General features: G+C 66.4%; 22 protein-coding genes. 13 read left to right on the forward strand and 9 right to left on the reverse strand.

Annotated features, from left to right (window positions below):
- Window positions 1-1,662: glycogen/starch/alpha-glucan family phosphorylase (glgP, locus tag QO207_RS29920; RefSeq protein WP_301535872.1), on the reverse strand; the 1,662-nt coding region annotated here is incomplete at its 3' end.
- Between the two features lie 228 nt (window positions 1,663-1,890).
- Here glgP and QO207_RS29925 point away from each other — a divergent pair.
- Both QO207_RS29925 and QO207_RS29930 read left to right on the forward strand, forming a co-directional pair.
- Window positions 1,891-2,268 carry a Rho termination factor N-terminal domain-containing protein gene (locus tag QO207_RS29925; protein ID WP_301535873.1) on the forward strand — a complete coding sequence of 126 codons (378 nt, stop codon included), beginning with the start codon at window positions 1,891-1,893 and terminating at the stop codon, window positions 2,266-2,268.
- Between the two features lie 55 nt (window positions 2,269-2,323).
- Window positions 2,324-2,647 carry a YqjD family protein gene (locus QO207_RS29930; RefSeq protein ID WP_301535874.1) on the forward strand — a complete coding sequence of 108 codons (324 nt, stop codon included), beginning with the start codon at window positions 2,324-2,326 and terminating at the stop codon, window positions 2,645-2,647.
- Between the two features lie 65 nt (window positions 2,648-2,712).
- On the opposite strand, the gene QO207_RS29935 is transcribed toward QO207_RS29930, so the two are convergent.
- The 3 genes from QO207_RS29935 to QO207_RS29945 all read right to left on the reverse strand — a co-directional run bounded on the left by QO207_RS29935 (window position 2,713) and on the right by QO207_RS29945 (window position 3,680).
- Window positions 2,713-2,889, reverse strand: a complete 177-nt coding sequence (locus QO207_RS29935) for a metallothionein (protein WP_301535875.1) — start codon at window positions 2,887-2,889, stop codon at window positions 2,713-2,715.
- 31 nt (window positions 2,890-2,920) lie between these two features.
- Window positions 2,921-3,367: a phosphotransferase system, HPr-related protein gene (locus tag QO207_RS29940; RefSeq protein ID WP_301535876.1), complete on the reverse strand. Its 447-nt coding sequence runs from the start codon at window positions 3,365-3,367 to the stop codon at window positions 2,921-2,923.
- 82 nt (window positions 3,368-3,449) lie between these two features.
- Window positions 3,450-3,680 carry a hypothetical protein gene (locus QO207_RS29945; RefSeq protein ID WP_301535877.1) on the reverse strand — a complete coding sequence of 77 codons (231 nt, stop codon included), beginning with the start codon at window positions 3,678-3,680 and terminating at the stop codon, window positions 3,450-3,452.
- 417 nt (window positions 3,681-4,097) lie between these two features.
- Here QO207_RS29945 and QO207_RS29950 point away from each other — a divergent pair, with 417 nt between their 5' ends.
- Entirely contained in the window at window positions 4,098-4,457 is a 360-nt protein-coding gene (locus tag QO207_RS29950) for a DUF3509 domain-containing protein (protein ID WP_301535878.1), read from the forward strand.
- A 61-nt stretch (window positions 4,458-4,518) separates the two neighbouring features.
- The gene (locus QO207_RS29955; RefSeq protein WP_301535879.1) at window positions 4,519-4,671 is read left to right on the forward strand and encodes a hypothetical protein; all 153 of its coding nucleotides are present in this window, start codon (window positions 4,519-4,521) and stop codon (window positions 4,669-4,671) included.
- A gap of 212 nt (window positions 4,672-4,883) precedes the next feature.
- On the opposite strand, the gene katE is transcribed toward QO207_RS29955, so the two are convergent.
- From katE to QO207_RS29975, 4 genes are all read right to left on the reverse strand, one after another.
- The gene (katE, locus tag QO207_RS29960; protein WP_301535880.1) at window positions 4,884-7,058 is read right to left on the reverse strand and encodes a catalase HPII; all 2,175 of its coding nucleotides are present in this window, start codon (window positions 7,056-7,058) and stop codon (window positions 4,884-4,886) included.
- Between the two features lie 185 nt (window positions 7,059-7,243).
- The gene (locus tag QO207_RS29965) at window positions 7,244-8,854 is read right to left on the reverse strand and encodes an arylsulfatase (RefSeq protein ID WP_301535881.1); all 1,611 of its coding nucleotides are present in this window, start codon (window positions 8,852-8,854) and stop codon (window positions 7,244-7,246) included.
- 232 nt (window positions 8,855-9,086) lie between these two features.
- Complete coding sequence (locus QO207_RS29970) at window positions 9,087-9,914, reverse strand: ABC transporter ATP-binding protein (protein WP_301535882.1); 828 nt, start codon at window positions 9,912-9,914, stop codon at window positions 9,087-9,089.
- Window positions 9,911-11,512: an ABC transporter permease gene (locus tag QO207_RS29975; protein ID WP_301535883.1), complete on the reverse strand. Its 1,602-nt coding sequence runs from the start codon at window positions 11,510-11,512 to the stop codon at window positions 9,911-9,913. Before QO207_RS29975 ends, QO207_RS29970 begins: the two co-directional genes overlap by 4 nt.
- Window positions 11,513-11,768: 256 nt before the next feature.
- On the opposite strand from QO207_RS29975, the gene QO207_RS29980 reads away from it, so the two are divergent.
- Window positions 11,769-12,830, forward strand: a complete 1,062-nt coding sequence (locus tag QO207_RS29980) for an ABC transporter substrate-binding protein (RefSeq protein ID WP_301535884.1) — start codon at window positions 11,769-11,771, stop codon at window positions 12,828-12,830.
- Window positions 12,831-13,529: 699 nt separating this feature from the next.
- Here QO207_RS29980 and QO207_RS29985 read toward each other — a convergent pair.
- Window positions 13,530-14,450, reverse strand: coding sequence for a LysR family transcriptional regulator (locus QO207_RS29985; protein ID WP_301535885.1), 921 nt, complete (start codon window positions 14,448-14,450; stop codon window positions 13,530-13,532).
- A gap of 310 nt (window positions 14,451-14,760) precedes the next feature.
- On the opposite strand from QO207_RS29985, the gene QO207_RS29990 reads away from it, so the two are divergent.
- The 8 genes from QO207_RS29990 to QO207_RS30025 all read left to right on the forward strand — a co-directional run.
- Window positions 14,761-17,130, forward strand: a complete 2,370-nt coding sequence (locus QO207_RS29990; protein WP_301535886.1) for a TonB-dependent receptor — start codon at window positions 14,761-14,763, stop codon at window positions 17,128-17,130.
- A 55-nt stretch (window positions 17,131-17,185) separates the two neighbouring features.
- Entirely contained in the window at window positions 17,186-18,091 is a 906-nt protein-coding gene (locus tag QO207_RS29995) for a TauD/TfdA family dioxygenase (RefSeq protein ID WP_301535887.1), read from the forward strand.
- 154 nt (window positions 18,092-18,245) lie between these two features.
- Window positions 18,246-19,136, forward strand: a complete 891-nt coding sequence (locus QO207_RS30000) for a TauD/TfdA family dioxygenase (RefSeq protein WP_301535888.1) — start codon at window positions 18,246-18,248, stop codon at window positions 19,134-19,136.
- A 324-nt stretch (window positions 19,137-19,460) separates the two neighbouring features.
- Window positions 19,461-20,210 carry a GntR family transcriptional regulator gene (locus QO207_RS30005; RefSeq protein WP_301535889.1) on the forward strand — a complete coding sequence of 250 codons (750 nt, stop codon included), beginning with the start codon at window positions 19,461-19,463 and terminating at the stop codon, window positions 20,208-20,210.
- The gene (locus QO207_RS30010) at window positions 20,207-21,958 is read left to right on the forward strand and encodes a fumarate reductase/succinate dehydrogenase flavoprotein subunit (RefSeq protein WP_301535890.1); all 1,752 of its coding nucleotides are present in this window, start codon (window positions 20,207-20,209) and stop codon (window positions 21,956-21,958) included. The genes QO207_RS30005 and QO207_RS30010 overlap by 4 nt, the downstream gene beginning before the upstream one ends.
- Before the next feature lie 250 nt (window positions 21,959-22,208).
- Window positions 22,209-22,454: a ferredoxin family protein gene (locus QO207_RS30015; RefSeq protein ID WP_301535891.1), complete on the forward strand. Its 246-nt coding sequence runs from the start codon at window positions 22,209-22,211 to the stop codon at window positions 22,452-22,454.
- Between the two features lie 210 nt (window positions 22,455-22,664).
- Window positions 22,665-24,095: an ABC transporter substrate-binding protein gene (locus QO207_RS30020; protein ID WP_301535892.1), complete on the forward strand. Its 1,431-nt coding sequence runs from the start codon at window positions 22,665-22,667 to the stop codon at window positions 24,093-24,095.
- A gap of 62 nt (window positions 24,096-24,157) precedes the next feature.
- On the forward strand, window positions 24,158-24,940 hold a 783-nt coding region (locus QO207_RS30025), incomplete at its 3' end, for an ABC transporter permease (protein ID WP_301535893.1).

A 24,940-nucleotide genomic window follows, 5' to 3' on the forward strand; every position in this document is an offset into this window, starting at 1 on the left:
CTTGACGTGCACGTCGAACAGAGCGTCCGAGTCGATGCGCAGCCCCAGGCGTTCCTCGATCAGCGTCGCCAGGCGCTGCTTGGCATTGCGCCGCTGCTCGGCAAAGCGCTGGCGCACCGCGGCCTTCTCGGCGTGGGCGGCCAGCTCGCGCAGGCGGCTCTCGGGGTTGTCGAGCACTTCCTCGCCGAGGGTTTCCACCAGCAGTTCGGTCAGCTGGGGGTTGGTCTGGAACAGCCAGCGGCGGAAGGTCACGCCGTTGGTCTTGTTGCTGATGCGGTTCGGGTAGAGCCGGTGCAGGTCGCGGAACACCGTCTCGCGCATCAGCTCGGTATGCAGCGCGGAGACGCCGTTGACGCTGTGCGAGCCGAGGAACGCCAGGTTGCCCATGCGCACGCGGCGGCCGTGATCCTCTTCGATCAGCGACACCGAGCGCAGCAGGCCGAAGTCATGGATGTCCTTGGCGCGCAGGGCGTCGATGTGGAAGGCGTTGATCAGGTAGATGATCTGCATGTGCCGCGGCAGCAGGCGCTCCATCAGGCCCACCGGCCAGGATTCCAGCGCCTCGGGCAGCAGTGTGTGGTTGGTGTAGGACAGGGTCGCCACGGTCAGTTGCCAGGCGTCGTCCCAGTCCAGCCCGCGTTCGTCCAGCAGCAGGCGCATCAGCTCGGCCACGGCGATGGCCGGGTGGGTGTCGTTGAGCTGGATGGCCACCTGCTCGGGCAGGCTGTGAACGTCCTCGCCCTTGCCCAGGTGACGCTGCATCAGGTCTTGCAGCGAGGCAGCGACGAAGAAGTATTCCTGGCGCAGGCGCAGCTCCTGGCCGGCCTCGGTGCTGTCCGCCGGGTAGAGCACGCGGGAGATGCTTTCCGCACGGACGGTATCGGCCACGGCACCGAGGTGGTCGCCGGCGTTGAAGCGGTCGAGCTTGAGGGTTTCTTCGGCGCGAGCGCGCCACAGGCGCAGGGTATTCACGCTGGCGGTACGCCAGCCAACTACCGGCATGTCGTAGGCCACCGCACGCACCCGTTCCGCCGGCTCCCAGCGCTGCCGTTCGACGCCGTTGGCGTCCGGCTCGCTGTAGACGCTGCCGCCGAAGCCGACGCTGTAGGCGGACTCGGGCCGTTCGAACTCCCAGGGGTTGCCGAAGTCCAGCCAGGTCTCGGTGTGTTCCTGCTGCCAGCCGTCACCGATCACCTGCTTGAACAGGCCGTGCTCGTAGCGGATGCCGTAGCCGTGGGCGGGGATGTCCAGGGTCGCCATGCTTTCCATGAAGCACGCCGCGAGCCGGCCGAGGCCGCCGTTGCCCAGCGCTGCATCGGGCTCCAGCAGGCGGATGCGCTCCAGGTCCACGCCCAGCTCTTCCAGTGCCTGGCGCGCCACGTCGAGCAGGCCGAGGTTGCTCAGGTTGTCGACCAGCAGGCGGCCGATGAGGAATTCCAGGGAGAGGTAGTAGACGTGCTTGCGCCCGCTGCGATCGATGGCGCGGGTGGTCTCTTCCCAGTTGTCCACCTGGTACTTGCGCGCGGCCAGGGCGACGGCTTCGAACCAGTCGTGGTCGAAGGCGTCGGCGGGGTCCTTGCCTACGGCGTAGCGCAGGCGGGTGAGCACGGCGTGCTTGAAGGTTTCGACTTGCGACCGATCGGGAATGCTGTCCAGGGCCATTGCCGTCGTCTCCTGTGGCTGTCTGCTTGCGGTTCATGTCGTTGTAACGCTGCGCGGCGCGGGCGAGACGCGCCCCAGTGGTTCTGTCCGCGACGAAATGCAGGAGTTCAGACCTTTTCTCCCACCGGCACGGCCCGTTCATCAGAAACGCCGAACGATCGGCGACGAGCGGTTTCTTCCCCCTGTGGCTCGCGATTGCGGGCCCGGTAGCAAACAGGAGGACCTGTCATGCCACGCGGCAGCAAAGACCAGTACACCGCCAAGCAGAAGCGCAAGGCCGAGCACATCGAGGAAAGCTACGAAAGCCGGGGTGTGCCCCCGGACGAGGCTGCGGCCCGTGCCTGGGCCACGGTGAACAAGCAGTCCGGCGGCGGCGAGCGCAGCGGCGGCTCGGGCCAGAACAAGAGCGAGACCGCCAAGGCTGCGGCCCGGCGCAGCTCAGCCAAGCGTGCAGTGGCGACCAGACACGGCGTGGAGCGCCCCGACCAACCGTTCGAATCGATGACCAAGGCCGAGCTGCTCAACCGCGCACGCACCCGCCACATCAGCGGCCGTTCGAGCATGCGCAAGCAGCAGCTGATCGACGCCCTGCGCCAGGCCGCCTGAGCCAGCCGCGACCCCGCACACGCAATCACCCCCAAAGCAACCAAGGAGACATTTCATGGGCAGCTATCGTTGGTTCCCGACTCTTCACAACCGCAACAGCGGCGTACAGGAACTGCAATCCCTGGTGAATGACCTGGAAAGCCTGCTGGAAGGCGGCCGCGACCTGACCGCCGACCAGCTTCCGGCGTTCAAGTCCAAACTGCGCCACCTGGTGGATGAAAGCCGGGAAACCAGTGACCACCTGATCCAGCGCAGCCGCCGGGCAATCCAGGCCAGCGGCGAATACGTCGGCGATCACCCCTGGCAGACCGCTGCGATCCTGGCAGCTGCGGCCGGGTTGCTGGCAGCGGCCTGCGCGCTGAGCCGGAACAACAGCTGAGGCTTTAGAAGAGATCGGCGGCCAGCCGCTGATCTCCGTATGAAAACTCCCCGACCGCCGCGTGCTCAGCCTCGCGGCGGTTTTTGTTCGCCACAGTGGCAGTGCGAGTCCTGGCAATGCTTCTCGCCATCCGGGTGGCCGTCGGCGCAGGCCCGGCAGCAGTAGCCGTGGCCCTGGTGATAGACGGCGGCAGCGCCCAGGCTGCAGGTGCAGCCTGGGCAGGCGCAGCGTTGATCGTTCATGGCGGATCTCCCGGCCGGGGCTGATGGCGGCTCACTGTTCCTCGTCGGGGTCGGAGTCGTCCCAGGGCCGGCCATCCAGCGGATGCACGCGGCCTTCCTCGGCCTCGTCCAGGCCGATGCCGCCGCCGATCTCGCTTTCGCGCACGATGTGCAGTTCAGCGTCGATGGGCCGGCCGTCGGCCGGGTCCAGCGGTGATTCGGTGCCGTCCTCGTCGATCAGGGTTTCCGGCGCCAGGTCGTCCATGCTGACGCCATCCTCGACGGCGCTGTCGCCCAGGGTCTCGCCGCCGCTCAGGCCCATCTCGCGACGACGCTGCGGCGGGAACTCGCGCTCCACGTCCTCGGGCGAGCGTTCATCGCCGATCCTGCCCTGCGGGCTTTTCTCGAAGTCCAGTTCGCGCACGCTGCCCATGCGGTCTTCTGTGTCGTCGATCTCGATGTGCTGCGGGTCGGGCGTGCTCTTGGCGGAATGGCTCATGGCGGCTTTCTCCGGGCTTGTGCATTCAAGCCGGTTGAACCGGAGCGCAATGCCAAGTTCAGCTTTTCTGCCGCTGAACCAATCACTGGTCGATGAAGCAGTTGATCAGTTCCAGCCCCAGGCTGCGCACGCGCATAGCCGAATCGAGCTCACTGCCCTGGATGCCGACCACCGTGGTGTGCGGCATCGCCGCCAGCTGGCTGCCGAGGCTGATGGAGTAACTCCCGCCGGCCTCGCGGCAACAGGAGAAACTGAACAGCGGGTAGGCTTCGTGCAGCACCGCTTCCACGTCCAATCTTCGGAATTGAGTCATGCTTACCTCTCTTCCCCGCTTCCACCCTGCCCCCCTTTGCGCAGCGGGGAAAGGCCGGGCAGCCGCCTGGCGAGCACCTGAACAGCGCAACGGTGCCCGCATAATCAGCGCTCATGGGAGCCGCGCCCGTTGCTCGGAAAACTGCTGGCGTTGCGCTTTTCGGATGGAAGGTCGGATGAAGGCACTGCCGAGGTTCGTCAATCCCGCTGCGAAGCGTCTGGCCGTGCATTTTCCAGCGTCGCTGGCGGGCATCCTTGCACTTTGCACATGTCGATGGGCCAGCAGATTTTCGCGAATTCCTGCCATTTCAACCTGTTAAGCCGATGAGACAGTGGCGCGCTGTCTGGAACGGCTGATGCAGCGTTTCCTGCTCCGCCGGCGCCTTCCTGGCCCGGCCGAGCACCGGGAGGGATCGACATGTCCAGTTATCGCGACACTGCCATCGAGCACCTGAGCCATCTGTTCACCGACTACCGTCCGCAGTTCTTCAACCGCCCCGACGGCACCGTGCTGATGAACCTGCGCAATGCCAAGGGCAAGCGCCTGATCTCCCGCGTCATCCAGCAGGAAGACCAGACCAGCGCCATCCTCCTGAACAACCTGGTCGAGCGCATCCGCCGCGACCTGATGACCATCGAAGGGCCGCTGGAGGAAGACAACGTCGACTGGTTCCTCAAGCGCATCGAGCTGCAGACCTTCGTCCCGGTCAACCCGACCCACCGCCCGCGCAAGGTCGTGGTGGCCGGCGCGCGGCTGCGGGCCATCTCAGGGAAATAGGGCCCGGAAAATAAGCTCCGGAAAACAGGGGCCGGCAATCACGCCGGCCAGCGAGGCCAGCATGAAAACCCCCATGGATACCCCCGCCCCCGATCCGCAGGTGACCCGCGAGGAGTCACTGGAAGAACTGGTGGACATCGAACCGGAGGACAGCCGGCAGGAGCCCCACCTGTCCGCCGCCCACCAGGACGGCCTCCTGGACGGATCGGCATAGGACGCCACAGGCAAGTTTCCGGTGGTCGCCGTCAGTCCGAGCAGTCGGGCGGCCATCGGCTCTGTTCTCCGCTTCCACCAATGCCACAACGGCGGATAACGCTGGCGCGTTATGCGCCCTACGAACGTCCTCTGCGTCGGCACACACGCCAGCCGCGGAACACCCGTAGGGCGCATAACCCGGAACGGGTTATCCGCCGTCGCCATGGGGACCTACGCCGGAATCTTGCCGACCTGCGCCTCCCGCGCCCAGATGCGGTGCTGCTTCAGCGCCTTCTCGAAGCCGGCGAAGACATCCGCCGCCGAGCCGCCCTGGACCACGCCCTGGTCCGCCGGCAGACCGAGTTGCCCCGGCAGCGCCTGCGCGTTGCCGGCGAACGCCAGCGGCTTGAGGTGTTTGTAGGCTTCCAGCAGGTAATGCAGCGCGCGGCCGTCGCCACCGATCTGCGCGGTCGCCTTCGCACCTCCGGGCACGAACACCGCGTCGAAGGCCACTGACGGCAAACCATCCCAACTGGCATCGGGCACCAGCCGCGCACCACCCTCCGCCTTGACCGGCGAAGTGCTCGGCGCCACCAGCTTGGCCACTGCCCCAGCCTTCTCCAACGCATCACGCAGGTCGCTGACATCGCTCTCGCTGACACCCTCGGCAATCAGGATCGCCACCTTGCGCGAGCGGATATCGCCGGCCAGCAGGTTGGCCTGGCTGAGCGCTGGCGACGGCTTGGGCTTCGGCACCTTGGCTGCCTTGTGGGTGACCTTCACGCCGATCTGGCTGGCGACCTTCTCCGCCAGCTTCGGGCAGATATTGGCGAGGATTTCGTTGACCTCGCGCTCGCGAATCGCCATGCGCTCCACCTTCGACAGCTCGAACACATAGGCCGCCGCGACGTGCCCTTGCTCTGTAGCGCTGAGGCTGTGATAGAACAGCGCCGCCTGGGTGAAGTGGTCGGCGAAGGAATCGGCGCGCACCCGTACCTTGGTGCCTGTCATCGGCTCGTGGTAGCTGCTGAAACCGCCCTGGCGCGCAGCGGCCGGCGTCTCCTTCGGCCAGCCGCCATCGATGGAGTTCGGCTCATAGGCCGCGCGACCCTTGTGCACGCTGTGCTGGTGCAGGCCGTCGCGCTGGTTGTTGTGGAACGGGCACAGCGGCTGGTTGATCGGGATCTGGTTGAAGTTCGGCCCGCCCAGGCGCAGCAGCTGGGTGTCGGTATAGGAGAACAGCCGGCCCTGCAGCAGCGGATCGTTGCTGAAGTCGATGCCGGGGACGATATGGCCGGGGTGGAAGGCGGCCTGCTCGGTCTCGGCGAAGAAGTTGTCCGGGTTGCGGTTGAGCACCATGCGCCCGAGCAGCTTCACCGGCACCTGTTCCTCGGGTACCAGCTTGGTCGGGTCGAGCAGGTCGAAATCGAATTTCTCCGCGTCAGCCTCGGGGATCACCTGCACGCCCAGCTCCCATTCCGGGTAGTCGCCGCTCTCGATGTCGTCCCACAGCGTGCGGCGGTGGAAGTCCGGGTCCTTGCCGGCAAGCTTCTGCGCCTCGTCCCAGAGCAGCGAGCAGACGCCGGATTTCGGCCGCCAGTGGAACTTCACCAGCGAGCTTTCCCCGGCCGCATTGATCAGCCGGAAGGTATGCACACCGAAGCCCTGCATATGCCGCAGGGAGATCGGAATGGCCCGGTCGGACATGGCCCAGGTGACCATGTGCGCCGACTCCGGGGTGAGCGAGACGAAGTCCCAGAAGGTGTCGTGGGCCGAGCCGCCGGTGGGCATCTCGTTGTGCGGCTCGGGCTTCACCGCATGGACGAAGTCGGGGAACTTGATGGCGTCCTGGATGAAGAACACCGGCATGTTGTTGCCCACCAGGTCGTAGTTGCCCTCGTCGGTGTAGAACTTCACCGCGAAGCCGCGCACGTCACGCACCGTGTCCGCCGAGCCGCGCGGGCCCTGCACGGTGGAGAAGCGCACGAACACCGGCGTCTGCTTGCCGGCCTGGCCGAGGAAGGACGCCTTGGTCAGCGCGCTACAATCCTCGTAGCACTCGAAGTAGCCGTGGGCCGCCGCGCCGCGGGCGTGGACGATGCGCTCGGGAATCCGCTCGTGGTCGAAGTGGGTGATCTTCTCCCGCAGGATGAAGTCTTCCAGCAGCGTCGGCCCGCGTTCGCCAGCGCGCAGGCTGTTCTGGTTGTCGGCGATGCGCACGTTGGTGTTGGTGCTCAGCGCCTCGCCGGTGGCGTCCTCGCGGTAGCGCTCCAGCTGATCGAGCTTGTCGTTGTGGTTGCCGCGGTCGGTGGTGTCGGTGCCTGCCAGTTCGCTGCGCTTGCCGGCTTGTTCAGGGGATTGCTTGCCAGGTTGCTTTCCAGATTGCTTTCCAGGTTGCTTGGCCATCCAGGTTCACTCCTCATCTCAGGTAAAGGGCCACCGCGCGCTGACGCTGCCAGCGCGGGCCGCCTCGGATTTGCATCTACCCGTTGGGACAGGAGCAGCACCCGTAGTTCAGGCTTTATTACCGACGGTCTTTCATGAAAAAGCCCCGAGGGTTTAACCGTCGGGGCTTTCAGCGCGGCGCGAACTCAGCGCGCGAGGAACGGCGGCGGCGCGTCGATCACCCCGGTCTCGTTGACGTACTGCTTGTAGTGCTCGATCAGCGCTTCCAGCCTGGCCGGCTCGCTCTTGGCCAAGTCCCGCGTCTCGCCGGGGTCGCTGGCCAGGTCGTAGAGCTGCCAGGTGGCTGGGCCGACCGGCGCCGGCAGGTACACCGCCTTCCAGTCGCCCTGGCGGATGGCGCGCATGCCGAACAGCTCCCAGCCGGTGACGGTCTTCTCGTCGTGGGCCTGCTCGGTCTCGCCGGAGAGCCAGCCCAGCCAGGACTTGCCGCGTACCTCGGCCACTTCGCGGCCATGCCACTGCTTGCCCGGATGGCGCACGCCGGCCAGGTCRAGGATGGTCGGGGTGATGTCCATCACCGTGGAAAATCCGTGGCTGATCTCGCCCTGGCGTTGCAGCGCCGGGTAACGCACCAGCGCCGGTACGCGGATGCCGCCCTGGGTGGTGAAGGCCTTGTACAGCCGCGACGGCGCCGTGGCCGCCTGGGCCCAGCGCGGGCCGTACCAGATGTAGGAGTTGGCGCGGCCGATGTTCTCCAGGCTGTTGTCGTAGTGCTGGTCGAGGAAGCTCAGCAGGTCCGGGCCGAAGCGCGGGAAGGCCTCCAGCAGCGCGCCCTCGGCGCCGTTGTCGGACATGAACAGGACGAAGGTGTTGTCCAGTTCGCCCTGCTGGCGCAGGTAGTCGACGACGCGGCCGACGTTCCAGTCCAGGCGCTCGACCATCGCCGCGTAGACCTCCATGGCCCGCGCCGATCTCGCTTTCTCCTCGTCGGTCAGACGCGCCCATTCCTTGCTGATCGCCAGCACCGGATGCGCCTTCACGTCGGCGTCGATCAGGCCCAGCTGCCTGAGCCGCTCCAGGCGTTCCAGGCGCAGCGCCTCGGGGCCGGCGTCGTAACGGCCGCGGTACTTGTCGACCACCTCTTTCGGCGCCTGCAACGGCCAGTGCGGCGCGGAGAACGGCAGGTAGGCGAAGAACGGCCGGCTCTGGTCGCGCTCCTTGAGGTAGTCGATCAGGCGGTCGCCGAAGGCATCGGAGGAATAGAAGTCCGCCGGCAGTTCCTCGATGAATTTATCGTCTTCGACGTACAGCGCTGGCGTGCTCTTGAGGACGCGCGGCGTGCTCTCGTCGTAGGGCGGCTCGAAGCCGTAGTGGTTGGCCGCACCCGGCAGCAGCGAGAAGGATCGCTCGAAGCCGCGCGCATGGGGCGCCTGCTCCAGCTTCAGGCCCAGGTGCCATTTGCCGGCCATCAGCGTCTGGTAGCCGGCCTCGCGCAGCAGCTCCGGCAGCGCCACCACGCGGTCGTTCAGGTAGCCCTCGTAGCCCGGCTTGCCTTCCAGCTCCGGGGTCAGCGCCTCGGCCATGGTGCCGATGCCGGCGATGTGGTGGTCGGTGCCGGTGAGCAGCATCGAGCGGGTTGGCGAGCAGGTCGGCGCAGTGTGGAAGTCGGTCAGGCGCAGGCCGTCGAGGGCCAGGGCGTCGAGGTGCGGCGTGGCGATCTCGCCACCGAAGGCGCCGAGGTCGGAGAAGCCGAGGTCGTCGGCGACGATGACGAGGAAGTTGGGGCGTTTGCTCATGGTCGGACTCGTTCAACGTAAGTGAAAGGTAGGTGTGGCGGTGCTTTTCTGGAACTACGTGCCGGCGCGTGCCCTCTCCCTAACCCTCTCCCTGAAGGGAGAGGGGACTGGTCGGCGTCAGGTGAAACCACGATCGCAGCCGGCACGAATGGCTCCCTCTCCCTTCAGGGAGAGGGCGGGGGGAGAGGGTCAGAGCGGGCACCCAAGATCCAATTTGGATAGCGCGATTCAGTCAGCAGGCAATGAACTCGAACGGCAGGTCTTCCACCCGCTTGAGCTGCGGCGCGACGTAGTCGCCCTCGCCCGTCAGCTCGTGCAGCAGCGCCTCACGCTGGCGCAGGAAGTCGTAGCCGCCGCGCTCGCGCGGATGCGCCAGCGGCACCGTGACGATGCGCTTGATACGCCCGGGGCGCGGCGCCATCACCACCACGCGGTCGGCAAGAAACAGCGCCTCCTCCACGTCGTGGGTCACCAGCACGGTGGTGATGCGTTCGCGCTGGCGGATACGCAGCAATTCTTCCTGCAACTGCTGGCGAGTCAGCGCGTCCAACGCGCCGAAGGGCTCGTCCAGCAGCAGGATGCGCGGGCTGGCCACCAGGCCACGGGCAATCGCCACGCGCTGCGCCATGCCGCCGGAAAGCTGGTGCGGATAGGCGCGGGCGAAGGCCGTCAGGCCCACCAGCTGCAGGTAATCGGCGACACGTGCAGCCTTGCCGGCCTCGCTCAGCGGTTCGTTGACCAGACCGAGGGCGACGTTCTGCTCGACACTCAGCCAGGGGAACAGGCGGTGCTCCTGAAACACGATGCCGCGCTCGCCGCCGATGCCGTCGATGGGCGCGCCGTCGATGCGGATCTCGCCCTGGAACTCGCGGTCCAGCCCTACCAGCAGGCGCAGCAGCGTGGACTTGCCGCAGCCGCTGGCGCCGACGATGGCGATGAACTCGCCGTCGGCAATCTCCAGGTCGAAGCGCTCGATGGCCTGCAGCTCGCGGCCGTCCACGGGGAAACTCTTGGCGACCTGGCGAAAACTCACCAGTGCCTGGGATGCGAATGCGTTCATGCGTGTCTCCAGCGCGTCACTCGCGCTTCGATGCGCTGGCCGAGGGCGGCCAGCAGGGCTCCGGTGAGGCCCACCAGCAACATGCCGGCGCCGACCAGGTCCATGCGGAAGAGTTGTTGCGCGCCGATCATCAGGCTGCCGATCCCGCCGTCCGAGGGCATGAAGTACTCGGCGCCGATGGTGCCGAGCCAGGCGTAGATCAGCGCCAAGCGCACCCCAGCAAACACCGAGGGCGCGGCCCCCGGCAGCACCAGCCGGCGCAGCCGCTGCCAGGGCGAGAGGCGCAGCGCGATGGCTGCCTCGCTGAGTTGCGCCGGCAAGCTGGCGATGCCGCGCTGGGTGGCGAGCAGCAGCGGGAAGAACGCCGCCAGGCCGACGAACACCACTTTCGCCAGCTCACCGAGGCCGAACCAGGCGGTGAGTAGCGGCACCCAGGCGAAGATCGCCACCTGCCGCAGTGCAGCGAAGGAAGGGCCGAGCAGCCGTTCCGCCGGGCGCCACAGGCCCAGCCCCAGCCCCAGCAGGAAGCCCAGCGAGCCACCCAGCAGCAGGCCGGCAAGCGTGCGTTGCAGGCTGGCCAGCAGTGCGACGGTCAGGCTGTTGTCCAGCAAGCCATCCCACAGCGCGACGGCCACCGACGCGGGGCTGGCGAGAATCGCCGGATCGACCCACTCCAGCGCGCTCGCCGCCTGCCAGATCGCCAGCAGGGCCAGCGGCAGCAGCCAGGGTTGCAGGCGCTCCCAGCCCTGCCCTGCCGCGCTTCTGCGGAACTCCCCGGCAGCCTGTTGCGGCCAGTGCACCAGGCGCCGGTCGACGGCCTGGATGCCACGGTCCATGGCCGCACCGACCAGGCCGATGACCAGGATGCAGACGAACACGATGTCGAGCATGAACAACTGGCGCGCCTGCACCATCAGGTAGCCGAGGCCTTCGCTGGAGGCCAGCAACTCCACGGCCAGCAGCGAGGTCCAGCCCTGCGCCAGTGCCAGGCGCACGCCGGTCAGGAAAGCCGGCAGCGCCGCCGGCAGGATCAGTCGCCACAACAGCAACCGGCGCGGCAGGCGCAGGACGGCGGCAGCCTCGCGCAGGCGCGGCTGGGCATCGCGCACGCCGACCAGGGTGTGCAGCGTCACCGGCACGATGATGGCCTTGATCAGCACCACCAGCTTGAGCAATTCGCCGATGCCGAAGAACAGCATGAACAGCGGAATCCAGGCCAGGGTCGGGACCTGCGCCAGGGCACTGAAGGTGGGCAGCACCAGACGCTCGGCGCGGCGGCTGAAGCCGAGCCAGGCGCCCAGTGCCAGCCCGCTGAGGATGCCGGCCAGCAGGCCCCAGAGCAGACGTTTCAGGCTCACGCCCAGCTGTTGCCAGAGCTCGCCGGTGAGCAGCTCGCGGCCGGCCTGCAGCACCAGTTCGGGCGTGGGCAGTATTTGCGCGGACATCCAGTGGCGATGGCTGGCCGTCCACCAGAGCACGGCAATGGCCAGCGGCACCAGCCACGGCAGGACAGGGTCGAGCCCGCGCCAGCCCCAGGCGGCAGGCCTCAGGCGGGGACTGGGAAGAGCTAGGCGATACGGCTTCGTAATATTCTTCATTGGAATATAAATAGTTATATCAATGCATTTATGAGCTAACACAGGCCATTTAAGGGAAGGCCCCGCCGCGCATCCAATGCATTCGCCGAATATTTTTTATGCCCTCCGGGCATCTGCCCGCGAAGCCCTGTGGCTGCTCGCTTAGCTCGAATAATTACTAAAAAATCACTTTTTATTATTTTGTTGATGGAAAGCCCCATGCCTTTAGTGCGGGCGCCGGAGCCATACGCGCTCCCCACTGCAGGAGGCAGGCGCCATGAAAGCCCTCACCAACCAATTGCTGTCCCTCTTCGCCGCACCGGTCCTGGCCGGCCTGCTCGGTGCCTATCCGCTGATCGCCCAGGCCGCCGACCCAGTGAAGGAAATCCGTATCGCCGTACCCGACGTCAGCGCCGGGCAGAACCACTCCGGCGGTGGCGTGGTGGACATCCTCTACACCCGCCAGTTGCTGGAGAAGGAATTCGCCCAGGACGGCATCCAGGTGAAATGGAGCTTCTTCAAGGGCGCAGGCCCGGTGGTCAACGAAGCCTTCGCCAACGGCCAGGTGGACTTCGCCTACCTGGGCGACCTGGCGGCGATCATCGGCAAGTCCAGCGGGCTGGACAGCCGCGTACTGGCCGCCACCGCCCGTGGCGTGAACCATTACCTGGGCGTGCAGCCGGGCTCGGGGATCAAGACCCTGGCCGACCTCAAGGGCAAGCGCGTCGGCATCTTCCGCGGCACCGCCAGCCAGCTGTCGTTCGACAACGCCCTGGCCAGCGCCGGCCTCAGCGAGAAGGACCTGAAGGTGATCAACCTCGACTTCAGCGCCGCCCTCGCCGCCCTGGCGGCCAAGCAGATCGACGCCACCTGGGGCCTGGCCGGCCTGTTCGCCCTGCGCGACAAGGGCCTGGCGGAAATCCCGCTGAACACCCGCGACCTCGGCGGCGCCGGCACCCTGCAGGCGCTGCTGGTGGGTAACGGCGAATTCGTCGACGCCCACCCGGACATCACCGAGCGCCTGCTCAAGGTGCAACTGCAAGCCGTGCAATGGGCCAGCGCCGAGGCCAACCGCGATGCCTACATCGACCTGGTATCGAAGCAGGCCAGCTACCCGGCGGTGATCTTCAAGAGCGAATACCAGGACCGCCCGCTGGTGGAAGTGCTGTCGCCGAAGCTGGACGCCGACTTCCTCGGCCGCCTGGATGCCTCGATCAATGCGGCGAAGAATTACGGCTTGATCCGCCGGGACTTCAAGGCTGCCGATTGGGCGAATCCCGCGCCCCTGGAAGCGGCTACGCGGCAGGTGGCAGCGCAGCCGGTGGCGGCGGTTCAGTGATTGGCTTGGCCGCGCCTGTCGGCGCGGTTCGCGAGCAAGGACTAGGCGTCCCCCTCGGTCCTACAGGGTTAACCGTAACGTTTGAGTAGGATGGTGTGGAGCGCAGCGATACCCATCGATTCCCGCGAACCAACAGCATGGGTATCGCTGCGCTCCACACCATCCTACGTTCGTGCTTCGCCGTGATTTCGAGCTCAGGACCGTAGGGCGGATAACGCGCCAGCGTTATTCGCCGCGGCGTCATCGGCGGATAACCCGTTCCGGGTTATCCGCCCTACGTGAGATTTCCAGAGAAACGTCCGCACGCGCCGAATGCCCCGTTCAGGAGGCCTCGTTGAAGTGGAGTTTCAGGGGTTGAGCGACATGGATGTCGCGAGAGCCGCGATGGGCCAGGGATGGCCCTTCGCGGCGTGCCCCTGAAACTTCACTTCAACGAGGGAATTTTTCGCCTAAGCGAAAAACCGGATGTCCGGGGCAAGACCTTTGCCTTCTTTGGGGCGTTTGCCAAAGAAGGTCGCCCGAGGGGGCGAAACACAGAGTCCGCGCGCGCACCGAAGCGGCGCAGAAACACCCAGCCACAAGCAAAAGCATCGCGGAGAAGCTCCGCTCCTACCAGAGCCCACACCCGCACGGCGAGGCGCGGTGTCGGCGGATAACCCGCTCCGGGTTATTCGCCCTACGGGCCAGGAGCACAAACCCTCACGCCACCTCGCTCTCCACCCCCGCATCGATATCCGCCAGCAACTCGATCATCGCCCTGGCCGCCGCCGAAAGACGGTCACCACTGCGGGTCACGATGCCACAGCGGGCCTGGAGGATATCCACGTTGTGCGGCAGGTTGCGGAAGTACAGCTGCACCAGGTCACCACGCTCGATGGGCTCGCTCACCGCCTCCTCCACGGCGATGCCGATGGCATCGGTCTGGCTGACGATGCGCACCAGCGAGGCCATGTCCTCGCACTGCACGTTGGTGGTGATGTCGATCTTGCCGCTGAGGTTGGCGAGCATCTTCCGCGCGCTGGGCGGGATCAGCGTGGCCGCCAGCGGGTAGGCGAACATGTCGTTGGTGGAGAGGCTTTCCTTGGCCAGCAGCGGATGCCCCTGGCGGCAGAAGAACAGCCCGCTGCGCGGCTTCAGCGCGCGGGTCTGGAAGTTCGGGTCGGCCTCGAAATGGCGGATGTCGGCGACGAAGAACTCGATCTCCTCGCGGCTCAGGCTGCGCGCCAGGCGTTCCCAGTTGTCCACGCCGAACTGGATGTGGATGCGCGGGTAGCGCTGGACGAAGCGCGACACCGCGTCGGACACCAGCTTCTGCGCCGGTGCCGGCCCGCTGCCGAAGCGCAGCTCGCCGGAGTCCAGCTTGTTCAGCCGGGCGATGGCGTGGCTCAGGTTGTTGGCGCCCTGCACCAGGCTCAGCGCGTGCTGCAGCACCACCTGGCCCTCGGGCGTCGGCCGCAGGTCCTTGCTGCCACGGTCCACCAGGCGGCAGCCCAGCTCCTGCTCCAGGCCCTGGATGCTGCGGCTGAATGCCGGCTGGGTGATGCCCATGGCGTCGGCGGCGCGGACGAAACTGCGGTGTTCGTTCAGGGCGATGAAGTAGCGGAGCTGGCGCAGATCCATGATGCATTTCCGGCATTGAAAATAGAGGGCAAAGGCATTTGCCGCAGGGAATGCGCTCGTTTTAAATGCAAGCTCTTATTCCGTCAATGAAGAATAAAACCTAGATCTATTCTTTTATGAACTAAGAATATAGCTCAGACCAGGAGTCGCCCGATGCCAGCCTTGCACCTCCTTTCCTCGCGAATGTGCCTGTCTCGCTGTCGCTGACAGCCAAAGCCGCACCTACCACTACCGAAAAACGTCGTTCGCCACTTCTGCGTGGCGCGGCCCCGTTTTGCCCGCGATTGGCGCAGGCAGATAAGGACACAGCATGACTTCGAGACATTCGCCCTTCCCCTTCAAGCCAAGCCGGCTGCGCTCGGCCATTTTCCTGCTGGCCCTGGGCGGCACCCTCCCGGTATTCGCCGAGGAAGCCGAAGACAACAGCACCACCAGTGAGACCGCCAAACCCGTGAGCGCTGCGCCAGCCAAGGCCGATGCCACCCTGGGCAAGGTCACCGTCACCGCCCGCCGCCGCGAGGAGGACTCGCAGAAGGTGCCCACGCCGATCACCGTGGTTGGCGGCGAAACCCTGGAGACCCAGCGCGTCTACAAGGTGCAGGACCTGCAGCAGATCCTGCCCAGCGTGAACGTCGCCTTCATCCATGCGCGGCAGTCGAGCATCGCCGTGCGCGGCATCGGCAACAACCCGGCCAGCGACGGCCTGGAAGGCAGCGCCGGGGTCTACCTGGACAACGTCTACCTCGGCCGTCCGGGCATGGCGGTGTTCGACCTGCTGGACATCGAGCAGCTGGAGCTGCTGCGCGGCCCCCAGGGCACGCTTTTCGGCAAGAACACCACAGCCGGCGTGCTGAACATCAGCACCCGCGCACCGACCTTCAGCCCCGAGCGCAGCGTCGAGGTTTCCGGTGGCCAGGATGGCTACTTCCAGGGCAAGGGCACCGTCTCCGGCGCGCTGACCGACACCCTCGCCGGGCGCGTCTCGGCCTACCGCACCCGCGACGACGGCTACATCAAGAACATCCACGACGACAACTACCTCAATGGCGGCGAGCGCCAGGGCATCCGCGGGCAGCTGCTGTTCAAGCCCAACGAGGATTTCGACCTGCGCTGGATCAACGACTACAACGAGGAAGACTCCAGCAACGGCAGCATGGTGGTGTACGGCGCCGCCGACCGCTTCTGGCAACGCGCCGCCTCGGTAGGCGCCTCGCCGATCCGCGACCCGGACCGGCACAAGGTCAACATCAACAGCCGCCAGCACGTCAGCGTGCACCAGGGCGGCAGCTCGGTGGAGGCCAACTGGAACCTCAACGGCGGCTACAAGCTGACCTCCATCAGCGCCTACCGCTACTGGCACTTCACCCCGGCCAACGACGAGCAGCTCGACGTCTCGGCGATCAACAACACCGGCGTGGAAGTCCACGACCGCCAGTTCTCCCAGGAAATCCGCCTGGCCTCGCCCACCGGCGGCTTCTTCGACTACGTGCTGGGCGCCTACGCGTTCAACCAGAACCTGGGCAACAAGACCTTCACCAGCTACGGCCCGCTGGCTGACCGCTACCTGCTGGGCACCGACCTGAATGCGCTGAACAACACCTATTCGAAWGCCAACGGCAAGATCAACACCGACAGCTTCGCGCTGTTCGCCCAGGGCACCTGGCACCTCACCGACAAGCTGGACTTCACCGCCGGCATCCGCGGCACCTACGAGGAGAAGGACGCCAAGGTCGAGCGCTTCGACCCGGTCGGCGGCTCGGCGGTAACCGGCGCCGGCGCGGTGGTCCGGCGCAACCAGCTGGGCGCCTACGACTCGGGCGACCTCAGCCTCTACAGCTTCGCGCCCTCGGCGCTGGTGAGCCTGAGCTACCAGTTCACCGACGACCTGCTCGGTTATGCCTCGCTGTCCCACGGCGAGAAATCCGGCGGCGTGAACCTGGCCGTGGCCAGCGCCCCGACGGCGGGCGCCGACTCCCTGCTGGTCGGCCCGGAGCGCGCCAACGATGCCGAACTGGGGATCAAGACCACCCTGTTCGACAACCGCCTGCAGCTCAACACCAACATTTTCTGGACCGGCATCCACGGCTACCAGGCGACCACCCTGTACCAGCCGCCGGGCTCGACCCAACTGGTCTCGGTGCTCTCCAACGCCGGCAGCGTGCGTTCGCGCGGCCTGGAGTTCGAGGCCACCGCCCTGCCCATTCGCGGCCTGACGCTGAACTTCAACGGTTCCTACAACGACGTCACCTACCTGTCGTTCAAGGACGCCCCGTGCCCGGCGGAAGTCTCCACTCAACCCAACGCTCCAGCGAGCTGCGACCTCACCGGACAGCGCGTGGTGGGCGCCTCGAAGTGGATCGCCAACCTCAACGGCGAATACGCCTGGAACCTCGACGACGGCATCCGCCCCTACGTCAGCGGCAGCTACTCCTACCGCTCCGAGGCCGAGGGCACGCTGGACAACTCCGATCTCTCGAAGATCGACGGCTACGGCCTGGCCAACTTCTCCGTCGGCCTGCGCAAGGACCTGGGCGACGGCCAGCTGGACGCTTCCGTCTGGCTGAAGAACGCCTTCGACAAGGACTACTACCTGGCCGCCTTCGCCAGCATCAACGGCTCCTACACCGCCTCGGTGGGGCAGCCGCGCACCCTCGGCGCCTCGGTTCGCTACGACTTCTGATCCCCATCCGCCGCGCCCGGGCGCGGCTCTATTGCCACAGCAAGAGGACGATGAGATGAGCAATGCAGCACAAGCAATCCAGCAACACGCAGTAAGCCTCGACATCCACCCGGTTGCCGGCCGCATCGGCGCCGAGATTCGCGGCGTGACGCTTTCCGGTGAGCTGGACGCCGCCACCACCGACGCCATCCAGGCCGCGCTGGTGAAGCACAAGGTGATCTTCTTCCGCGGCCAGACGCACCTCGACGACCAGGGCCAGGAGGCCTTCGCCAAGCTGCTCGGCAACCCGGTGGCGCACCCCACCGTGCCGGTGCAGGCAGGCACCCACTACCTGCTGGAACTCGACGGCGCCCAGGGCCGCCGCGCCAACTCCTGGCACACCGACGTGACCTTCGTCGACGCCTATCCCAAGGCCTCGATCCTGCGCAACGTGGTGGCCCCCGAGTCCGGCGGCGACACCGTCTGGGCCAACACCGCCAGCGCCTACGACGACCTGACGCCGGAGCTCAAGGCCCTGGCCGATTCGCTCTGGGCGGTGCACAGCAACGAATACGACTACGCGAGCGTCAAGCCCAACGTCGACCCGGCGCGCCTGGAGGAGTACCGCAAGGTGTTCACCTCCACCGTCTACGAGACCGAGCACCCGGTCGTGCGTGTGCACCCGGTCAGCGGCGAGCGGACCTTGCTGCTGGGGCACTTCGTCAAGCGCCTGAAGGGCCTCTCGCAGCATGACTCGGCGCACCTGTTCGCCGTGCTGCAGAGCCACGTAACGCGCCTGGAGAACACCGTGCGCTGGCGCTGGCAGCCGGGCGACGTGGCCATCTGGGACAACCGCGCGACCCAGCACTACGCCGTGGACGACTACGGCACCCAGCCGCGCATCGTGCGCCGCGTGACCCTCGACGGCGATGTGCCGGTGGGCGTCGATGGGCAGCGCAGCCGCACCATCAAGAAGGTTTGAACCCTACAGAAAGCCTGATCAGGCCGCCCCTGTCACAGGGGGCGAGCGCGCCACACGACACGACGGAATATCCCGTTGCAGCGGCCAGCCCCCTCTCCCTCAGGGAGAGGGTTGGGGTGAGGGCTGCACGGCACACACTCAGAGGAAAATACCCATGAGCCAATCCAGCGCCCTCCAGCAAGTCGCTCCTGAACCCTTCACCATCATTCCCCTCGACGCCCCGCTGGGCGCCGAAGTGCGCGGCCTGGACGCCCGCGAGCCGCTGACGCCGGAACAGATCCTGGCGCTCAAGCAGGCCCACCGCGAGCACCACATCCTGATCTTCAAGGACCAGCAGCTCGACGATCAGCAATACCTGCGCTTCGCCACCCTGTTCGGCGCGGTGTTCCAGCCACCGGCGGACTTCCCCGTGCTGTCCTCCGGCGCCGACGGCAAGGCGCCGGACATCGTCAAGGTGGCCAACACCGAGGACGGCGAACTGGGCAACTTCGCCCTGCCGGCCCACATCGATCACCAGTGGACGCCGGTGCCCTCTTCCGGCTCCTTCCTCTACGCGCTGGAGGTGCCGAAGACCGGCGGCGAAACCCAGTTCACCAACCTCGCCCGCGCCTACGAGACACTGGATGAAGCGACCCGCGCCGAGATCGACCCGCTACGCCTGATCAACTACAACCCGTTCATTCGCCTGAAGAGCGGCGGCTACAACGGCACCTTCGTGCGCTACCGCACCCCGGACATCGAGCCGATCCAGGGCACCGAACACCCGCTGGTGCGCACCCATCCGGAGAATGGCCGGCGCGTGCTGTTCCTCTCCGTGCACACCGAGGTGGAGATCCCCGACGCCGACCCGCAACAAGGCGCCGCGCTGGTGGAGAAGCTGCGCGAGCACCTGCAGCAGCCCGAGCTGATCTACAGCCACAAATGGTCGGTCGGCGACATCGTCTGGTGGGACAACCAGGCCGTGCTGCACGGCCGCAATGCCTTCCCCGCGAGCGAGAAGCGCCGCCTGAAGCGCATCAGCCTGTCGGGCAGCCGGCCGTTCTGAGGCACTCGTAGGGCGGATAACGCTGGCGCGTTATGCGCCCTGCGAACCGGGAATATCTGCGTCAGGAGTTGCCCTCACCCCAACCCTCTCCCGGAGGGAGAGGGGGCAGGCCGTGCCGGCTGACGCCATTGTGTCCTCCTGCACCGAACGGTCCCCTCTCCCGCTTGCGGGAGAGGGTTAGGGTGAGGGGCTTTTATCCTGTAGCCGCAACCGCTCGATAAGCCCTACAGGCAACCCTCTCTATGCTTATGCGAAATCGTTTCTTGTCCTGAATCAATTATTCCTTTTATAGTTTCGCCAACTCGTCATAACAAGTTATGAACTATGGCCGAACTACTCCCCCTCTCCCCCGTTCCCCTCTACAGCCAGCTCAAGGAAGTCCTGCGCACGCGCATCCTCGACGGCACCTATCCACCACTCAGCCGCATGCCCTCCGAGGCCGAGCTGGGCAAGGCCTTCGAAGTCAGCCGGATTACCGTGCGCCAGGCGCTGGGCGACCTGCAGAAGGAAGGGCTGATCTTCAAGATCCACGGCAAGGGCACTTTCGTCGCCAAGCCCAAGGCGTTTCAGAACGTCAGCACGCTGCAGGGCCTGGGCGAATCCATGACCCAGCGCGGCTACGAGGTGATCAACCGCCTGCGCAGTTTCAAGAGCGTGCCGGCCAACGCCCAGGTCGCCGCCCGCCTGCAGGTCGCCGAGGGCGACAACGTGGTGCAGATCAAGCGCGCTCGCCTGGTCAACCGCGAGCTCGTGTCGCTGGAGATCACCTGGCTGCCGGAGCACGTCGGCAAACGCCTGGAGAAGGCCGATCTGGTCAGCCGCGACATCTTCCTGATCCTCGAGAACGACTGCGCCCTGCCCCTGGGCCACGCCGACCTGGCCATCGACGCCATCCTCGCCGACGCCGAACTGGCCCGCGCGCTGGAGGTGGAAGAAGGCTCGCCAGTGATGCGCATCGAGCGCCTGACCCACACCGCCGATGGCGCGCCGCTGGACTACGAACACCTCTACTACCGCGGCGATGCCTTCCAGTACCGCCTGCGCATCGACCGCCAGAAGGGACAGCATCAATGAGCCAGTTCGACCTCTCCCAGGTTCCCGCAGACAAGGAACTCGCCTACGACATCGTGGTGATCGGCGGCGGCACCGCCGGCCCGATGGCCGCGATCAAGGCCAAGGAAGCCAACCGCGAGCTGCGCGTGCTGCTGGTGGACAAGGCCAACGTCAAGCGCAGCGGCGCCATCAGCATGGGCATGGACGGGCTGAACAACGCGATCATCCCCGGCCACGCCACGCCCGAGCAGTACACCAAGGAAATCACCGTCGCCAACGACGGCATCGTCAACCAGGCGGCGGTCTACGCCTACGCCACCCACAGCTTCGAGACCCTGCAGCAGCTGGACCGCTGGGGTGTGAAGTTCGAGAAGGACGAGGTTGGCGATTACGCAGTGAAGAAGGTCCACCACATGGGCGCCTACGTGCTGCCCATGCCCGAGGGCCACGACATCAAGAAGGTGCTGTACCGCCAGCTCAAGCGTGCGCGCATCGAGATCACCAACCGCCTGGTGGTCACCCGCCTGCTCACCGATGCCGAGGGCGCGGTCAACGGCCTGCTCGGCTTCGACTGCCGCACTGCACAGTTCCAGGTGATCCGTGCCAAGGCCGTGGTCCTCGCCTGCGGTGCCGCCGGCCGCCTGGGCCTGCCCTCTTCCGGCTACCTGATGGGCACGTACGAGAACCCCACCAACGCCGGCGACGGCTATGCCATGGCCTATCACGCAGGGGCGGAGCTCTCGAACCTGGAGTGCTTCCAGATCAACCCGCTGATCAAGGACTACAACGGCCCGGCCTGCGCCTACGTCACCGGCCCGCTGGGCGGCTACACCGCCAACAGCAAGGGCGAGCGCTTCATCGAGTGCGACTACTGGAGCGGCCAGATGATGTGGGAGTTCCACCAGGAACTCGAAGGTGGCAACAGCCCGGTGTTCCTCAAGCTCGACCACCTGGCCGAGGAAACCATCCAGACCATCGAGGAAATCCTCCACAGCAACGAACGCCCCAGCCGTGGCCAGTTCCATGCCGGACGTGGCACCGACTACCGCCAGCAGATGGTGGAGATGCACATCTCCGAGATCGGCTTCTGCTCCGGCCATTCGGCCTCCGGCGTGTGGGTCAACGAGAAGGCCGAGACCAGCGTCAGTGGCCTGTACTCGGCCGGCGACATGGCCGCCGTGCCGCACAACTACATGCTCGGCGCCTTCACCTACGGCTGGTTCGCCGGCGCCAATGCCGCGCAGTACGTGGCCGGGCGCGAGTTCAGCGAGGTCGATGCCACACAGGTCGAGCGCGAGCGCGAACGTGTCTTCGCCCCGCTCAAGCGCGAGCACGGCCTGCCACCGGCACAGGTCGAGTACAAGCTGCGGCGGATGGTCAACGACTATCTGCAGCCGCCCAAGGTGACCAAGAAGATGGAGATCGGCCTGCAACGCTTCGCCGAGATCGCCCACGACCTCGACCAGATGAAGGCCAGCAACCCCCACGAGCTGATGCGCGCCATGGAAGTCAGCGTGATCCGTGACTGCGCCGAGATGGCCGCGCGCGCCTCGCTGTTCCGCACCGAAAGCCGCTGGGGCCTGTACCACCACCGCGTCGACTACCCGCTGCGCAACGATGCCGAGTGGTTCTGCCATGCCCATCTGAAGAAGGACGAGGACGGCGCGATGACCAGTTTCAAGAAGCCCATCGAGCCCTATCTGATCGCGCTGGATGAGGATGAACAGCAGGCCTATGAGCGGCTGCGGGTTAAGAGCGAGGCAGCATAGTGGTTCGTTCGCCGAGGAGACCCTCACCCCAGCCCTCTCCCAGAGGGAGAGGGGGTCGTTCGGCGCGGTGGGCGACAATGGCGTCAGCCGGCGAGCGCCGATTTCTTCACCGCTCAGGACAGTCCTCTCTCCCTCTGGGAGAGGGTTAGGGTGAGGGAAGGCCCTAGCACCAGTACCACCCCGGAAACACCGAACAGAATCAGCCGACCGCCACGACGGCCGGCAAGCAACACGATGAGGACCGCGTGCAATGGCCTACCAACCCCAGGAAATCTTCTTCCGCTCCAGCGCCCCGGTGACGGTGGACGAGGACAAGTGCATCGCCGACAAGGGCTGCACCGTCTGCGTCGAGGTCTGCCCGATGGACCTGCTGGCGATCAACCCCTCCACCCAGAAGGCCTACATGGCCTTCGACGAATGCTGGTACTGCATGCCCTGTGAAAAGGACTGCCCCACCGGCGCCGTGCGGGTCGAGATTCCGTATCTGCTGCGCTGAACCGCACCGCCGCTGCTCTTGTAGGAGCGAGCTTGCTCGCGAACCACAGCCGGCAGAGGAGCGTTCGCGAGCAAGCTCGCTCCGACGAAAAGCCACATAAGAAACGCCATCCGGCCCCACCGCCGGACGCCTGATGCACCGCCCCTCGTTTCCCACCGCAAGGCCTGCGGCGGAGACGATTCCAACACTCATGATTCGAGGGGAACACCCATGACCTTGCGCACCACCCTGGCCGGCCTCGCGCTCGCCATTGCCAGCATCACTGCCGGCACTTCGGCTCAAGCACTCTCTAACCAAGAGCCGATCCGCGTCGCCATCGGCACCCAGGACACCACCATCAACTGCGCCGCCGGCGGCCTGCTGATCCGTGAACTCGGCCTGCTCGACAAGTACCTGCCCCACGACGGCGCGTACAAGGACGCGCAATACGACGTGCAGTGGAAGAACTTCACCAGCGGCGCGCCGCTGACCAACGAGATGGTCGCCGGCAAGCTCGACTTCGGCGCCATGGCCGACTTCCCCGGCTCGCTCAACGGCGTCGCCCACGAGGCCGCCGGCAAGCGCAGCCTGTTCATCAGCGTGCTCTCGGGGAGCATCGACGGCAGCGGCAACGGCATCGTCGTGCCCGCCGCGTCCAAGGTGCAATCGCTGGCCGAACTCAAGGGCCAGACCATCTCCGTGCCCTTCGCCTCCACCGCCCACGGCCTGCTGTTGCGCGCCATCGCCGCGCAAGGCTGGGACCCGGAGAAGGACGTCACCATCATCGCGCAGCCGCCGGAAGTCGCCGGCTCCGCGCTGCAGGCCAACAAGATCGCCGCCCACGCCGACTTCGTGCCCTTCGCCGAACTGTTCGAAAGCCGTGGCATCGCCCGCAAGATCTATGACGGCTCCCAGGCCAAGGCACCGACCTTCCACGGCGCGCTGGTCGAAGCCGACTACGCGCAGAAGTACCCGGAAATCGTCGAGGCCTACCTGCGCGCCACCTACGAGGCCAACCAGCTGCTGGCGCAGGACCCGGAGAAGTACAGCGAGCTGATCGAGAAGGTCGCCGGCATTCCCGCCGAGGTGAGCTACCTGTTCCACGGCCCGCTCGGCCTGCAGACCCGCGACCTGACCTGGAAGCCGGAGTACCGCCAGGCCGTGGCCACCGCCATCGACACCCTGAAGCTGCTGAAGAAGGCCGACCGCGGGCTGAACGTCGAACAGTTCGTCGACGACCGCTATATCCGCGCCGCCTTCAAGGCCTCCGGCGCCGACTACGAGCAGGCTCTGAAGAACTACGCGCAGCAGCCGCTGCTGGGCAACGATGCGCTGACCAATAAGCCGATCAGCGATACCCGCAAGGTCGCGCAGATCTGGGTGCGCGGCGAACCGAAGGTGCGCAGCTACGCCACCGCGAAAGAGGCGCTGGGCCAGCTGGCCGAACTCAAGCAACAGGGCAAGGACATCCGCGCGGTTTACGCCCAGGCCAGCGACAGCGGCATCAAGCTGCTCGCCGGACAGGCCTGGTTCGTGCGCGGCAAGGATGGCGCACTGGATGCCTTCCTGCTGCGTGAACAGGCCGACGCCTTTGCCCGCCAGCACGGTGGAGAGGTCGCCGATTTCGCCGCCGCCAGCCAGCAGGCTGTGGCCAGCCGCTGAGCCGCCAGCCAATCCCGACAACCAACCCCGGCACACGCGCCGGGGTTGGCGGAGACAAGCCGATGAACACCACCACCCTCACCCGCTGGACTCTGCGCCTGGCCTCGCTGCTGGCCTGCCTCGCGCTCTGGCAGGTGCTCAGCGCGCGCCACGTGAACCTCGGCGTGGTCACCTTCGCCAACGTGCCCGGCCCGCGTGACGTGCTCGACGCCGCCTGGAACCTCGCGCAATCGAGCAAGCTCGGCCGCCACCTGGGCAGCAGCCTGCTGCGGGTGCTCGCCGGTTACCTGCTGGCGGCCTGCGCCGGCATCCTCCTCGGGCTGGTCATCGGCCGTGGCCGCTGGGCGCGCGACAGCCTGCWGCCGCCGCTGGAAGTGCTGCGGCCGATCCCGGCGGTGGCGTGGATTCCGCTGGCGATCCTGATGTTCCCCAGCTCCGAGCTGTCGATGATCTTCATCACCTTCACCGGCGCACTCTTCCCCATCCTGCTCAACACCATCCACGGCGTCGAAGCGGTCGACCCGCGCCTGCTCGCCTCCGCCCGCAGCCTCGGCGCCAGCCGCCTGGCGCTGCTGCGCGAAGTGGTGCTGCCGGGCGCCGCACCGAGCATCGTCACCGGCCTGGCCATCGGCATGGGTACTTCGTGGTTCTGCCTGGTGACCGCCGAGATGATCTCCGGGCAATGGGGCATCGGCTACTACACCTGGGAGTCCTACACCTTGCAGAACTACCCCGACATCGTCGTCGGCATGCTGCTGATCGGCGTGCTCGGCATGGCCAGCAGCCTGCTCGTGCGCCAGCTCGGCGCCCTGGTCACACCCTGGCAGCGCCAGGCCGGAGGCAAG

Origin of the sequence: Pseudomonas sp. CAN1, assembly GCF_030462585.1 — a bacterium.
In the GTDB taxonomy this organism is placed as follows: Bacteria; Pseudomonadota; Gammaproteobacteria; order Pseudomonadales; family Pseudomonadaceae; genus Pseudomonas.